The organism is Dyadobacter flavalbus (assembly GCF_006149045.1).
Lineage (GTDB): Bacteria > Bacteroidota > Bacteroidia > Cytophagales > Spirosomataceae > Dyadobacter > Dyadobacter flavalbus.
On record NZ_VBSN01000038.1, the window covers coordinates 15,601 to 31,351 of the forward strand.

Annotated in this window: 8 protein-coding genes; 3 read left to right on the top strand and 5 right to left on the bottom strand. The window is 46.7% G+C overall.

Annotation, left to right across the window (positions count from 1 at the left end):
* Positions 1-153: 153 nt before the first annotated feature.
* Both FEM33_RS11945 and FEM33_RS11950 read right to left on the bottom strand, forming a co-directional pair.
* Positions 154-1,893, bottom strand: coding sequence for a M56 family metallopeptidase (locus FEM33_RS11945; protein WP_139012253.1), 1,740 nt, complete (start codon positions 1,891-1,893; stop codon positions 154-156).
* A gap of 11 nt (positions 1,894-1,904) precedes the next feature.
* Positions 1,905-2,279 carry a BlaI/MecI/CopY family transcriptional regulator gene (locus FEM33_RS11950; RefSeq protein ID WP_139012254.1) on the bottom strand — a complete coding sequence of 125 codons (375 nt, stop codon included), beginning with the start codon at positions 2,277-2,279 and terminating at the stop codon, positions 1,905-1,907.
* A gap of 414 nt (positions 2,280-2,693) precedes the next feature.
* On the opposite strand from FEM33_RS11950, the gene FEM33_RS11955 reads away from it, so the two are divergent.
* The gene (locus FEM33_RS11955) at positions 2,694-6,005 is read left to right on the top strand and encodes a glycosyl hydrolase (protein ID WP_139012255.1); all 3,312 of its coding nucleotides are present in this window, start codon (positions 2,694-2,696) and stop codon (positions 6,003-6,005) included.
* Between the two features lie 286 nt (positions 6,006-6,291).
* Here FEM33_RS11955 and FEM33_RS11960 read toward each other — a convergent pair whose 3' ends face one another.
* Positions 6,292-8,643: an ABC transporter permease gene (locus FEM33_RS11960; RefSeq protein ID WP_139012256.1), complete on the bottom strand. Its 2,352-nt coding sequence runs from the start codon at positions 8,641-8,643 to the stop codon at positions 6,292-6,294.
* A gap of 343 nt (positions 8,644-8,986) precedes the next feature.
* On the bottom strand, positions 8,987-11,785 hold the full coding sequence (locus tag FEM33_RS11965) for a CBM96 family carbohydrate-binding protein (protein WP_139012257.1): 2,799 nt from the start codon (positions 11,783-11,785) through the stop codon (positions 8,987-8,989).
* Positions 11,786-12,205: 420 nt separating this feature from the next.
* Here FEM33_RS11965 and FEM33_RS11970 point away from each other — a divergent pair, with 420 nt between their 5' ends.
* Positions 12,206-12,706 (top strand): cupin domain-containing protein, encoded by a 501-nt coding sequence (locus FEM33_RS11970; RefSeq protein WP_139012258.1) that lies wholly within the window; start codon positions 12,206-12,208, stop codon positions 12,704-12,706.
* Between the two features lie 222 nt (positions 12,707-12,928).
* Positions 12,929-14,527, top strand: coding sequence for a DUF4394 domain-containing protein (locus tag FEM33_RS11975; RefSeq protein WP_139012259.1), 1,599 nt, complete (start codon positions 12,929-12,931; stop codon positions 14,525-14,527).
* A 217-nt stretch (positions 14,528-14,744) separates the two neighbouring features.
* Here FEM33_RS11975 and FEM33_RS11980 read toward each other — a convergent pair whose 3' ends face one another.
* Positions 14,745-15,335, bottom strand: coding sequence for an HD domain-containing protein (locus tag FEM33_RS11980; RefSeq protein ID WP_139012260.1), 591 nt, complete (start codon positions 15,333-15,335; stop codon positions 14,745-14,747).
* Between the last annotated feature and the right edge of the window lie 416 nt (positions 15,336-15,751).

Here is a 15,751-nt window from a genome sequence, read left to right on the forward strand (position 1 = left end):
AGTGGTGATTGGTGAATTACTTCTGAGTTGTTTTCAGGCGCTTCATCTTTATTATATTTATTTTGAAATAAGCGTGTTGGGCTAATTGTTGATGCATTGTAGTTTGGCCAGCTGAATTGGTAATTCATGGAACGGTAATGCCATTTCCATATCCTAGTTTTTCTTGGTGGTAATCAGGATCACGCCGTTCCGGCCTTCATTCCCGTATGGCGCAGTGGCGCTCTGGTTTTTCAGTACGTTTATCGACTGGATTTTTTCAGGATCAAGCGTTTTCGTGATAAAGCCGCGTTTTTGTTTTACGCCATCAATTATATACAAGGGTTCGGAAAACAGGGATTCCTTTTCTTTAACCTGCACTTTCATGTCGGTTGGAGAACCCGGACCAGGCTTGTCTGTTTTAACTGCCGCTTTGCTTTCTGTATTGCTTGGATCGGAAATATGCACGATGGTAGCCTGCCGGGCTGCGTCCGGTTTGGCCGGCTTTGTGCTGATCTCGATGACTCCGTTCTTTCCCTTGCTGCTGTAAGCAGCCACTGCCTTTTCATCCTTGATCACACGGACGGAAGCGATTCTGTGAGGAGGGACATGTTTTGCCACATCTTCCTTCTTCATTTCCTGACCATCGACCAGGTACAACGGATTGTTTTTGATGCCTGCGGTCGAAAGTTTTTCAGATGCGTTTTCTTCCAGCATAAAGTGGATCGGCAGGGTGAGTTTTACATTTACCTTGTTTCCGTTTTGCTTGCCGGGCGTCCAGGTCGGAAAGCTTTTGATTACCCGGGCCGCTTCCTCGTCACAGCCGAAGCCGATGCCTTTTTCAACTGCTACATTCTGGATTGCGCCCGTTTCACTAACTATAAAGGAAACAAAGACTTTCCCCTGAACTCCCGCCTTTGCTGCAGCTGTCGGATATTTGACGTTTTTTCCCAGGAACTGGAACATGGCCGTTTCTCCTCCTGGAAACTCCGGTGTTTCGTCCACTTCGGTAAAAACCTTCTCAGGCATCTTTTCTTCGCCTGCATCGGCCGTTTCCGGCTGCTTGTCGTCTTTCTGTTCACATCCTGCCACCAGCACAGCGGTAGCGCCGATCAGCGTAGCAACTGCCAGGTAAGTGCCCAGCAACCATTTCGAGCTTCTGTTTTTGTAAATCATTTGAATCCGGGATTTAATTTGAGATGGTTTGAAAAAGTGGTTTGTCAAGGAAGCGGCTGGCACGTTCAGTGTGTAGCTTACCAGAAACCGTGCATAATTTTCACGGTTGGAAGCTTTGGAATCTGCCAGAAATTCGTGCACTTCCTGTAAATCCCGTTTGTATAACAACAGAATCGGGCTGAACCAGAAAAGTACTTTCATGATTTCGACAAAGAGGATGTCTGCGCTGTGCCACTGCCGGGTGTGGATCATTTCGTGCGACAAAATGTCGTCAAAATGACTTTCGTAATCGTTCCGGTTGATTACAATCCATTTCAGGAAAGAAAAAGAACCGATATGACTGGAATTTATCATCACCACCGAGCAATCATCGAGCTCAATCATTTCACCGGATCTGATGAACCTGCGCAGCTGAAAAATATTCCGGAGCAGGATATAACCCGCCACAGCCAGGCCTGTCAGGTACGTTACCCAAACAGCATCCATCCAGGTGAAAAGCTGCTGCTCCTGCTGTACAAAGGAAATATCGGCCATGGTGGTACTGACCTCATAAATAACCGGAATAGGCGGTGCATCGGCCGGATAGATCACAAAGGGCAATGCAAATGCGGCAACGACGGAGCCGAGCAGATAAATGCGGTTATACTGGAAAAAGGTATGGTTCCGGAGCATCAAACGGTAACAGGCCAAAAGCAGAACCCAGTACAGATTCACTTTGCCGATGTACAATAGCATTTCCATGGCGTGCAGATTTATTGTTCGTTTTTATGCCGGTTGATCAGCTTCATGATTTCGTCCAGATCCTTTGTTTTCAGATCATTGTCTTTCACGAAAAAGGAGACCAGATTGGGCAGTGAATTGTCAAAATAATTGACCATCAATTGTTTTATTTCGTGCCGCTTGTATTCTTCTTCGCTGATAAGCGGAAAGTATTCGTGCGTTTTCCCGTAAGCCGTATATCCGACGACTTCCTTTTTTTCAAGGATGCGGATAATCGTTGAAACCGTGTTATAAGCCGGTTTCGGTTCAGGCATTTCGGCCAGGATGTCTTTAACAAATGCCTTTTTCAATTGCCAGAGAATCCTCATTACTTCTTCTTCGGCGCGCGTCAATGTGCGGATTTCCATGATGTAGAAATGGTATTAAACTTTGATAGGATTGTAAGATCAAATGTAAGACTATTTATTTAGTTTCAAAACTATTTTTTTAGTTATTTGAAATAAACACACTTTTTTCCATTGCAGATGGCTTTTGGCTGTTTGCAAGCAGTCATAAGTTGTTCGCCAATTAGTCGCTATTGTTTGCTAATGGTCATGCGTAGTCATGTGTAGTCATGTGTGGTTTGGCTGTTAATGATGAGTTGGTGATTTGGTGCCGGTAGCCAGTGGCCATTTGCTTTAAGTCAGTGGAATTTAGTCAGCAGCCAACAGCCAATAGCCAGCAACAACAAACATCAATTCGACAGGTAAGTTGACGGAGAAATCTGCTTTTGAATACAGTTCTGATTGCGTCATCAGGTTTATCATCCAAATCGATTTTCCATGAAAAAAGTGACTATCCTGGCCTGGATCTTTTTTCCGGCACTTGCATTTGCACAGCCATCCGTACTGCAGCAAGGTTTTCAGGCACCGCCGAATGCCGCAAGGCCGCGCGTATGGTGGCACTGGATGAACGGGAATATTACGAAAGAAGGAATTACCAAAGATCTGGAATGGATGGACCGTGTGGGCATCGGCGGTTTTCAGAATTTTGACGCCAGTCTTTTTACACCGCAGGTTACACCTAAGAAGCTGGTGTTCATGACGCCGGAATGGAAAGACGCTTTCAGGCACACAACGGATCTTGCCCAAAAACTCCGCCTTGAAATGACCATTGCGGCCTCTCCGGGATGGAGCGTAACGGGTGGTCCGTGGGTTGCAGCCAGTGATGCAATGAAGAAGTACGTATGGACAGAAACCAGATTGACCGGCGGACAGGCGTTTTCAGGAAAACTCTTATTACCGCCCAATACAACAGGAAGCTTTCAGAATGTGCCGATGGGAAACAATATGCTGGATATGCCCGTGGGTGAGAAAAAGACTTTTTATGCGGATGCAGCAGTAATTGCATACCGCTTGCCGGCAACGGAAATACAGTTAGAGGCATTGAATCCGAAAATATCATCAAGCGGCGGCACGTTCAGCCTTGCCGGACTGACGGATGGCGATCTGGCAAAATCGACGTTGTTGCCGCCGATGGAAGTAGGGCAGGACATGTGGATTCAGTATGCCTTTGACAATCCGCAAACTGTTAAGGCTTTCACGATTGCAGGCGCCAGCAGCGGAGGAGAACTGGCGGAATTCAGAGGTGCACCCGATAACCGGACCTTGAAAGTGAGTGATGACGGCGTGAATTTCCGGGATGTCGTGGCGATCAAAGGCAGTACCGTTCCCCAGAATACGATGAGTATTGTGCCGGTTACGGCAAAATATTTCCGGTTTACATTCAAAACACTGGAGCCGCAAGGCAATCCGTTTGCCGAAATGTTTGGAGGAAAGCAGGAGACGCCCAAACCGGAAGGTGTGCAGGTTGCTGAAATTGTGCTTCACAATACTGACCGTGTGGATTTGTTTGAAGAAAAGGCAGGTTTCAGTCCGTGGAAAGAAAATACGCATACACTGGTCAGGAAGGATGCAGAGGCCGTTCCAATGACAGAAATCGTGGATCTGACTTCCAGAATGGCTGCGGACGGAACGCTCAGCTGGACACCGCCCGCAGGAAACTGGATTGTACTGCGCCTGGGATACTCGATGACGGGCAGACAAAATCACCCGGCTTCTCCGGAAGCAACCGGTCTGGAAGTGGATAAGCTGGACAAAGTTGCCGTTGGCAAATACATTGAAACGTATCTGGACATGTACAAGGATGCAACCGGCGGACAACTCGGTGCGCAGGCACTGAGCCACATGGTTCTGGATAGTTACGAAGCAGGTCATATGACGTGGACGAAGGCGATGCCGGAAGAATTCAGAAAACGCCGCGGTTATTCCATTACGCCATGGATTCCCGTACTGACGGGACGTGTGATCCAAAGTGCCGAGGCAAGTGAAAAATTTCTCTGGGATTTCCGGAAAACAATCGGTGAAATGATTGTTGCCAATCACTATGAGGTCATCGGCGACGCACTGCACGCACGCGGAATGAAACGCTATACCGAATCGCACGAAAACGGGCGCATTTTTCTGGCCGACGGGATGGACGTGAAAAGAAAAGCCGATATTCCGATGTCCGCGATGTGGACGCCCGGCAGCCTGGCGGGCGGTGCCGACGAAGAAGTACGCAGTGAAGCCGATATTCGGGAAGCTGCGTCTGTGGCGCATATTTACGGACAGAATCTTGTAGCCGCCGAATCGATGACTTCTGTCGGCAATGCATTCAGCTGGCATCCGGAGAAACTCAAACGGACGGCAGATCTGGAAATGGCTTCGGGACTGAACCGCTTTGTGGTTCATACTTCCGTACATCAGCCGCTGGATGATAAAAAACCCGGGATTTCGCTGGGGCCTTTCGGGCAGTATTTTACAAGGCAGGAAACCTGGGCAGAACAGGCAAAAGTCTGGACGGATTATCTCGCACGAAGCTGTTTTCTGTTGCAGCAGGGAAAACCGGTTGTCGATATTCTGTATTACTATGGTGAAAACAACAACATAACGCAGGTTTTTGCCCAAAAACTACCAGCAATGCCTTCGGGTTATGCGTATGATTTTGCCAATGCAACGGTTATCAAAGAGGCAATGAAAATCGAAAATGGAAAGATAGTGGCTCCAAGCGGTCAGGAATACCGCCTGCTTGTGCTGGATTCTACTGCAAAAGCTATGACTCTGCCCGTACTGAAAAAACTGGGTGAACTGGTCAAAGCGGGCATGAAAGTAGCCGGCACAAAACCGGAATACAGCCCGGGCCTCGGCGACAATGCTGCGGAATTTACAACGATGGTCAATGAAATCTGGAGTAACCCGAATGTTTCAGTAAAGCCGGTAGATGCGGTTTTGAATGAACTTGGAATAAAAAAAGATGTGGACATTTCAGGAGCCGGATCTAAAATCCTTTACGTACACCGCCAGACCGCGGATGCTGACATTTACTGGCTGGATAACAGAAGCGAAAATTCCAGTGAAGCTGAAATCAGCTTTCGGGTAACCGGAAAAGTGCCGCAACTATGGCATCCGGAAACGGGTAAAATGGAGAAAATAACGTATCGTATTCAGGACGGACGGACCGTTATCCCCTTAAAATTTGAATCCTGGGAAGCCTCTTTTGTCATTTTTGAAGGCAAGAGTACGGCAACTTCCTTTACAAAGCCTGCGGTTACGGAATCGGAAGTGGCGGTTGTAAAAGGCAATTGGAAAGTCCGTTTTCAGCAGGGCAGGGGAGCTCCGCCGCAAGCTACCTTCAAAACGCTCGTATCACTTTCGGAAAATGCCGACACTGGAATAAAATACTTTTCCGGTACTGCCGGTTATGAAAACAGGATTATGCTGAAAACAGTCGGCAGGAACAGTTCATACGTGCTTGATCTGGGCGATGTGAAAAACATTGCCGAGGTTACCGTAAACGGAAAAAGGATGGGTACAGTATGGAAAAAGCCTTTCCGGATAGACATTACAAATGCTTTGAAACCGGGTGAAAACCTTTTGCAAATCAGTGTGACAAATTTGTGGGTAAACCGGTTGATCGGCGACGCACAGCCCGGGGTAACGAACAAGGTTACATTTACAACCATCCCTTTCTATAAGGCAGATGCGCCACTGCTTCCATCCGGTCTGATCGGACCGGTGCGCCTGCTGGAAACCAGAGAAGTTGCAGGGAAATAAAAACCGGTACCGCAATGTACGGGGCTTGCACGTTTCCGTCTGATTCAGGCGGAAACGTGCAACCCCTTCAATTTCTTTCCGGATGCTCCGGAACGGATGCGGACTGCGTGCTGAAAACAGACATTTGATGTATAGTATTTAATTGCCTGAAATTAGCCCGGATGATCAGTTTTTATAACCTGTTACTCCTTAGACAGCCATTCAGCTAAAAGCAAACAGCCAACCGCTGAAAGCTTTCAGCCGTCAGCAATTGGCCGGAAAATATCCGATTTCAAGGCCGGATTTGCTAATCTGCTTTCAGGGATTTTACCGGATTTACAATCGCGGCTTTGATGCTTTGGAAACTCACTGTAAATAAAGCGATGCCAATGGCAATGGCGCCGGCAATTACAAAGATTTCCCATGACAAATCGATGCGGTATACAAAACTTTCCAGCCAATGACTGGTTGCATACCAGGCCAGCGGGGTTGAAAGAACGATGGCAAGCAGGACCAGCTTTACCAAATCTCTGGAAAGCAAAGCGACCACATTGCCGACATTTGCGCCCAGTACTTTTCTGATCCCGATTTCTTTCGTGCGCTGCTCAGCGGTAAAAGCGGCAAGTCCGAGCAGGCCGAGACAGGAAATAACAATGGCCAGCAATCCGAAACATTTGATCAGCGTATTGACAACCATTTCGGAACGGTACATTTTTTCATAATCCTGATCGAGGAAGTGATAAGAAAACGGGTAATCGGGATTCAGGCTTTTGGCCACTTTTTCAACATGGCCGAGGGCTTCCCTTGTTTTTCCGGGACGCGCTCTGATCATCAGGTATTCGGTGTTGATGCCTTTGTAATTAACCAAAATCAATGGCTTGATCGCTTCATGGAAAGTGGAAAGGTGAAAGTCTTTCATCAGGCCGATAATCGTTCCTTTTCCCATCCAGAATGTTACCTGTTTTCCGACCGGATCTTTCATTTTCATCATTCGGGCAGCGGCTTCATTGATGATATAATTGGCCGTGTCCGCAGCGAAGTCTTTTGAAAAATCCCTTCCGTCAATCATTTTAATATTCATGGTTTTTGCAAAGTCATATCCGACGAAAGTCGCATTGACCATATTGTCAAGATCCTTGTCGCGCCCTGGCCAGTCAAGGTCACCGGAATTGCTTGTAATGCTGGTTGGTATGGAACCGGTGGACGTAGCTGCCATCACGAACGGGGAATTGATGATTTCCTGCCGTGCGACTTCCAGCTTGTCAATGAGAACGCCTTCAATCGGAATGTACAGCACGTTTTCCCTGTCAAGTCCCAGTCTTTTGGTCTGAATATAGTGCATCTGACGTCCGATGACCAGCATGCCTGTAATCAGGAAAATGGAAAGTACAAACTGGAAAACAACCAGCCCTTTTCTCAGATAAGCGCCCTGTGCGGTAGAAGTAAGCCTGCCTTTAAGGATGCGGATGGGCTGCAGTGCGGACATGTACAATGCCGGGTAACTTCCGGCCACCAGACCGGTAATCAGTAACAAGCCTGTAACCGAAAGCCACAGGGATGGATCAGACATGGAAAGTGTGATCTGTTTCTGAACGACTTCATTGAAAAACGGTAATGCTGCAATTACAAATAGCATTGCAAGGATGCAGGCAAGAATGCTCACGATCAGCGATTCGCCCAGAAACTGCATGGCCAGGTACTTCCGTTCGGCACCGACCACTTTGCGCACGCCTACTTCTTTTGCCCTCTTAACGGAACGTGCCGTGGCCAGGTTCATAAAATTGACGCATGCAATGAGCAGGATAAATATGGCTACAATTGAAAATACCCGCACATACTCGATCCGGCCGCCAGTGGCTTTCAGCCCATCATAATCCGAATACAAGTGAACATCCTGAAAACGCTGAAGCAATGGAAAGCTGAGCAGTTCGGGCGGCGCACTTTTTTTGATAACCTGCCGCATGACTTTTTCGGCATGGACGGGATCGGCACCCGGCGTGAGCAGTGCGTAGGTTTTAAAGCTGGAATTTCCCCACCATTTCATCCAGTCCTGTTCCTGTACCTTGAAATTAATGATCCAGTCGAAACGCTCGGTGGCGTTTTCCGGAATGTCCTCGAATACAGCGCTCACAATAAAATTGGTCTTGTTATCCACTTTCATCGTTTTGCCGACTGCATTTTCCGTACCGAAATACTTTTCTGCCAGCTTGCGCGAGATCGCAATGGAAGTCGGTTGTGCAATGGCGTTGGCGGCGGTCCCGTTGATAAAAGGTGTATCAAAGACCTTGAAAAAATCACTGGTGGCGTAAATCCCGTTTTCTTTGGTGGATTTTTCGCCGGCTTTGATGAGCAGGTCGCGGTTCCAGGTCATTTTGGTAATGGCTGCCACTTCGGGAACCTGCTTCTGAATGGCTTCCTGCCACGGTCCGGGCGTTGCCATGCCGGCACCTGTCTGTCCCTTCCAGTCGAAACCCGACCGCAGGAAATAGATGCGGCTTAAATTGGGATAGAAGCGGTTATAGGAAATTTCATCCCGCACCCACAGCCAGATCAACAGGCTGCAAGACATGCCGAGCGCCAGTCCAAATATATTGATGAATGAAAAGAGCTTGTTCTTAAGCAAACTCCTTACCGCAACTTTAAAGTAATTTTGAAGCATGATCCGGATGTTAAAGAAAGGTTACAGTGATAAAAACAGGTAAGTACATTTTGCATGTTAAAAAATATACCAGTTTTTAAATCGCTGTATTTCAACAAGTTTCTGTTTTGTTATTGTCCGTTAATGAACATTGCAGTTACAAACTGAACATGATGAATCCGTTAAGCTAAAGGAAAGCCGTCCATAATGCCGGATGAACAACTTTCTTGTAGCGGATAAGTATTTGATTGAAATGAATTGCGGTTTTTGATCTTTGTGATTCCATCTAAATAAAAGTCAGGCTGATCAATTCGCTGTAAGCTAATTGCCAACAGTTGCCTGGCTTTAATTGCTTGCAATCTGATTAGTCATTCACCAGAATTTTGATGACCTCGGTTGCAGCTTGGGAATGAATTCTGAGCAGATAGATTCCTGATTTTAATGAAAGTGCAGAAATATCTGCTTCTGCTTTCTGGCCTGCTATTGCCATGTGAGTAGTCATAATCGGATAACTTTGTCCGGCATTGCTTAAAATATCAAGGGAAATACTTCCGCTGTGCTTTGTAGATACCGACACTGTGAACTGCTTTCCGGCCGGGTTGGGATAAACGGACGATTGCTCCGTTTCCGGTTCTGTACTGATTTCCTGTTGATTAAGCCTGGTGTTGTTTTTAATAACAGGCGGAGTCTGAACGATGAGCTGAGGAGGATTTATACTGTTTTCCCTGCTGTTCAAGATCACTCTTGTATTACGGTTATTCGGGTCGGCCAGCATCAGACTTACCAAAGTTTCGCCAGATTGCAGCTGGGCTTTCACATATTTGGTTACATCGACTTCGTAATATCTGTAAACATCATTAACAGCTGCATAGCCCAGTGAAGGCGTAGAAGCAGCCGGTGCATTGCTTTTGACAATCCCGTTTTCCGTCCAGCTGTCATTATCCACACCATAGGCATGCACCGAAATGTCCTTGCTGTTTTCGTGATTATGGCCATAAATCCGCAATTTGGCAGCGTTGATGACAGTAGCTGCCGGCAGCTGGAAGCGGAGGTACGACGTGCGTTTGGCTGAAAGATCGCCGGCAATATTCTTGATGTCCAGATTGGCAGCAGCTCCAAAGTTTGTCATCCGATAGCTTCCATCACGCACATAGGCGTCGGCAAGAGGCTTCAGCGTCAGGCTTGTTCTCACAACTTCAATGGCTGAAATGCGTGGCAGATCGGCTGCACCGCTTGTAAAATCAATGTTCAGCACGCCGTCCGCAATGGTGACCGGAATGGATTTCTGGACAGCAAGCATGGCACCGCCGGCAGCGGCAAAGATGTCGAAGTTGGTAAGTTTTCGGCTGCCTTCCATTGTTACATGGAATTGCCTTTTTCCTGCTCCGCCCGGTCCTCTTCCCGGCACACCGAACCACGTTTCGGCAAAGTGCAGGATTACATTTACCTTGCCGTTGGCCATCGGAATGTTGTAGCTGAACGAAGGTGAACAGCGGCCCGAACGATACAATACGTCATCAGTTGTATGCAGAATGTCGCCGGAAGCAATGGAGCTGGTGCGGTCAATACCGGCAAAGTACTGATCCGCAATAAACTGCCTGCCGCCGGAAGCTGCAAAGGCCTGTCCGCCTGCATTGATCCGGACCGAAGTTTGCGGAAATGGCTGTTGCTCAGCTGCAAGTTTTACTACCCAGTAATCGGAGCCTGTGCCTTTTTTGCTTTCGGCTTTATCAGCGCTTGCACTGGAAAAGGAACTGCCTGCCAGGAAACAGCCGCCGTCCGACGTCTGGAAAACACTTCTTAATTCATCGTTGTCATTACCGCCAATTGTTTTGTCCCAGAGCTTGCTTCCCTTTGCATCAATTTTTACTATCCAGTAATCGTTTTTGCCTTTGTTGTTTTCTGTTTTACTCCGGCCTTGCCGGGCATTGGAATGTCCGCCCAGCAGATAGCCGCCATCGGTTGTCTGGTATGTGCTTCTGAGATAGCTCTCGCCGCTAAAATATCCTCCCTCATCGTAAATTGTACCTCCAATGGTCCGGTCCCACTCTTTGGTGCCATCCGGCGCTAATTTCAATATCCAGTAGTCAAAAAACCGGCTATAATCTTCATCAGGGTGCACTTGTGGTGCTTCACTTTTATCACCACCTGCAAGGCTGTTTGAATAGCCCGCAACCAAATAGCCTCCGTCACTTGTAGTAATGATATTATGTAATTCGTCCACGCCAGTGCCGCCAAATATCTTTTCCCAGATTTTAGTGCCATCTGGAGCGATTCTGATGACCATGTAATCAGCACTGCGGTCAGGCTGGTAATCGTTGGTGGTACCACCCAGAATATAGCCGCCATCGCCGGTTTGCTTTATATAACTATTCTGCTCAAAGCGGGAAGTTCCGTACGTTTTATCCCATTGCTTATCTCCGTTTGCTGCAAGCTTGACGACCCAGAAATCCATACCACCCAGTACCGGACCGGTTTTATCCAAGCCAATATCCGAATTGGATGTTCCTGAAAGAATATATCCGCCGTCCGTGGTTTGAACAATAGCATTCACAGACTCGCTTCTGGAACCGCCCAGTGTTTTATCCCACACCCTGGTGCCGTCCGCAGCTATTTTAATTACCCAGATGTCATACGTACGAAAACCATCACTGTTTAAACCGCCCCTGTAATTTTCACTCTTGTCGCCTCCTGCGTCCGAGCTTGAATACCCGGCCAGTATATAGCCGCCGTCAGCAGTCTGTTGCATTGTTGTGAAATTATCCTCTCCGGGTCCTCCATATGAATGGTCCCATTGCTTTACCCCATCAGCAGACAGTTTGACAATCCAGTAATCCAGATCACCTTTTCCGGGATCTGTTTTGTCCAAACCAGTTTTGACAGAGGAGGTACCTCCCAGAATATAACCGCCGTCAGCAGTCTGCTGACTGGAAGCAAGGCCACTGCTAACAGGACCGCCAATCGTCCTGTCCCACTGAATGGCAGGCTGGGCCATAAGATTGAGTGACGATATAAAAAAGAGTGACAGGGATAACAAAAATACCCGGAATGCATTTTGCGGCCTGTATATACTGCTGTTGTTTTTCATGGATCCAAACCACATGAATTTCGCCCGGATATAGCCTTTCGGAAAGCAGTAGTCAGTTTGTAAAGATAGTTGCATGGAGTTTTGCTGAGTTGTTAAGTAGTATAAAGTATCCGTTTGTAACCTGTAAGTTATAAAGATTTGGTTCAAACTTTATACAAAAGTTACTTGACGCTGACATTACTACACATTGAGTTTCAGGCCCTATAAAGTAGTTGTAAAAAGAGCGTGTAATTTATTTAATGACAATGAAGCATAAAATATGGCGGCTGCCGGGATGCATGACGAATGGTTGTTGTACGGGTCTTGGGAAAAAATTTACATACCGCATTTGTTTCCACCGGATTTTGGTTCCTGCAAACATGGCACTCCTCCGGAGCGGCTTTTTGAAATCCGGTCAATGGCTTTAAAACAGGCAATCAGCAAATGCAAATCATGGTTCCTGATTGTTTGCAGGATAAAATAGGGGCTAATTTGCAGGCCAAAAACAGTAAAAAAATGAAAAACGAAAAAAAACTTCCGATTCTCCTTGATACAGAGCAAGGCAACAGCATTTCCGTAGTTGGCAACACGTACCGGATACTGGCCAGTGGAAAAGACACAGATGGCGCATTTGCAACGATTGAGATGCTTGTTCCGCCCGGCGGCGGTCCGGGCCCGCATGCACATGCCGGTTTTGAAGAGTCTTTCTACGTGGTCGATGGCGAGGTCGAGTTTACGACAGAAGCAGGCAGATACACTGCCGTTAAAGGTTCATTTGTCAATATTCCCAAAGGCGGTATGGTGCACTGTTTTAAAAATAAAACGCAAAATGCCGCCCGGCTTCTATGTACCGTTGTGCCGGCGGGTCTGGAACAGTTTTTCGAAGAGGTCGGACAGCCTGTTGACAATGGCCGGTTCCTGCCGCTGCCTGTCATGGACAAAGCATATATTCAGCATTTGCAGCAAGTTGCGGAACGTTATGGTCAGCAGGTATTTGCTCCTGACTATTTTGACTAACGGCCATTCAAGCCAGGAATATGTTCGATATAGTCAAATCCCGTTTTGTCATTCATCTGTGATTTCCGGATCTGTTTGTATGTAAATTCCGATACAAACTTTTAATTATACCTGAATTAAAATATGATTAAAACAGAATTAAAAAATTATCTGAGTTTTTAATCTGATACACGGTTTCAGACGTAGGTTGAAAAAACAATTGCTCATTTAACCAATCTGCCAATGAAATTTTTTAAGCAACATTTGAAACGAACGGCACTTGCCGCAGGCCTTGCTGCTTCTTTTTCTTTGTTATCATGCGAAGATCACCGGGTACCTCCAACCGAACAGGCCCTGCCGGACAGAATCTTTTATGCGCTATCCGATAATAACCAGCTTCACGAAATCAACGTAAAAAATACCGGTACGCCTCTCAGATCTTTCCCGGTGACAGGAATGGAAAGTGGCGACAAGCTTGCCGGGATTGATTTCAGGCCTGCTAACGGACAGCTTTATGCGATCAGTGTCCAGAGTAATTTGTATCAGATCAATGTAAAATCCGGTGACCAGCAGGGTAAAGCGACTCGCATCGGAACTGCTCCGGTTGCTGTAACCTTAACGGGTAACATCGGTTTTGATTTTAATCCGACTGTTGACAGGATACGTGTCGTGTCCAGTACGGCACAAAACTTGCGTTTGCATCCCGAAACGGCAGTAGTGGTTCCGGGCGATGCGGCACTGAACGGTCCGGCCAATCCGCAGGTCGGGGCGGTGGCGTATACCAACAGCCGTGCGGGCGTGGTTGCGGCTCCGGCCGGCGCAGGTACGACATTGTACGACATTGATCCTGTTACGGACATGTTGTATATTCAGAATCCTCCCAACCCGGGTGCATTGGTGGAAGTAGGTTCACTCGGAACTAATATTCAGGAAGTCGGCGGATTTGACATTTCTCCCGATATAGAGGCTGCGGATGTTTATCCGATCGCTTCCGTCAAAGTCGGTGATGCATGGGAACTGGATTATGTGGACCTGACTTCCGGCAAATTGCAGAAACTCGGAAACTTCCCTGCGGGCGTGAATATCGTCGGTATAGCCATCCCTTCATTGCCGGTAGGATACTCGCTGGACGGTTCAAACAATATCAAAATATTCAACCCGCAATCGGGAAGCGAATATGGGACCAAAGCAGTGACCGGATTGCCGGCGGAAGTCATGTTGCATGGAATTGATTTCAGGCCTGCCAATGGACGCCTGCATGCGTTGGGAAGCAACAGCAGGATTTACGGAATAGATTTGGGCTCCGGTGCTGCCACAGAACTGGCAGCCTTGAAACTGGCTGACAATTCGCCCGTAACACTCAACGGAACGATGTTCGGTGTAGATTTCAACCCTGCGGCGGACCGATTAAGGGTTGTCAGCAACACAGGACAAAACCTGCGGATCAACGTCATGGATGGCGTGACCATTCTGGACGGCCCGCTTAAAATCGGAAGTGCTGCAGGCGCAACGCCGGCGATAACCGCAGTGGCATACACCAACAGTTACCCGGGTGTTGTTGCTGCCAATACGACATTGTTTGATCTGGACAGCAGCTCGGATATCCTCTACAAGCAAAGCCCACCAAATGACGGAATTCTGATCGAGCCCAAGCCACTGAATATGGATGTGGCAGCAGGTATCGGTTTTGATATCGGCAATGTTTCGGGTACGGGATATGCGATCTTTACCGTAAATGGAACTACCAGCTTTTACTCTATTGATCTTGCTACGGGTGTTTCTCAGCTGAAATACAGTTTCAGCACGGCATCAAAGGGCCTTGCATTAGGAAACGGTTTATAGAAAGTTGAAAATTGTTTCTGTTAAAAACAATGGCAGGAACGGTGTATACTTTTTTCGGGGTCAGGCAAATCTTTCAGCCTGACCCCGATTTTTATACAAATTGTCAGATTCAGCTTCGGGCAATTACTGGATTTATCTTCCTGTTCAGAAGGTTGTGCTGATTTTAAAATACTGTCTTTAATTTAACGACATATTCGGCCCGTGCCGGTTCGCAGACCTATTTTTTTAAAATCCCTTTTTCAACACTTTCGTTTATAAGTTGTTCTGCGAATTTCCAGATTGAATCGGAACCGTTTTTTATAACCTGTTTCTTACTGTACACTTTGTCGTAATTCACGCCGAATTCGTTCCATGTGCCGCCTTGATTAGAAGTATTTTGCAAAAGGGGTTCCAGTCGGTCCATTGTCCGGGCGAACTTTGCTTCATTGGTTTGCTGCTCTTCAAATTCTTCCCAGATAGCTATCAATTCAGCGGCTTGATGCTCCGGCAATATTCCGAAAATCCGCTGGGCAGCTTGTCTTTCCTGAACCGTATTTTCATGGTTTTTTTCAGTGTCATAAATAAAAGTATCCCCCGCATCAATCTCCACAATGTCATGGATCAACAGCATCTTGACAACTTTAAGCAGATCAATCTTGAAATTTGCATGATCGGCCAGCACTATGGCCATCAGCGCTAAATGCCAGCTATGCTCGGCATCATTCTCGTTTCTGTTACTGTTGAACAGCCTGGTTTTGCGGAGAATATATTTCAGTTTGTCCACTTCCTTTATAAACTCGATTTGCCTTTGCAGATCAGTAAATTCCATTTTTGTTTTTTGAGGCTAAGATAACAGAACCTGACTAGAAAACCCATCTTCCAAATAGCCTTTTGGCATTGTTTGAAACCGGCATTCTTAAACAACTTCTATGAGTAATAACAAGACAAAACCATAAATATCCAAAAATGACCATCAATGATTATTAATGACCACAAATGACAATTAATGACCACAAATGACTATTAATGACCACCAATGACCAAACATGACTATGAATAACCACAAATGACCAAACATGACTATGAATAACCACAAATGACTACAATTGACCATCCATGACAAAAAATAACCAACCATATCCAAACTTAATTCTTTCCAAGGTTCATCTTTTGAGGATAAGAATGATCAACGAACCGGGGGTATCCTGCAAAATCATGGCTGACAAAGGAACTCACAAGCTGTTT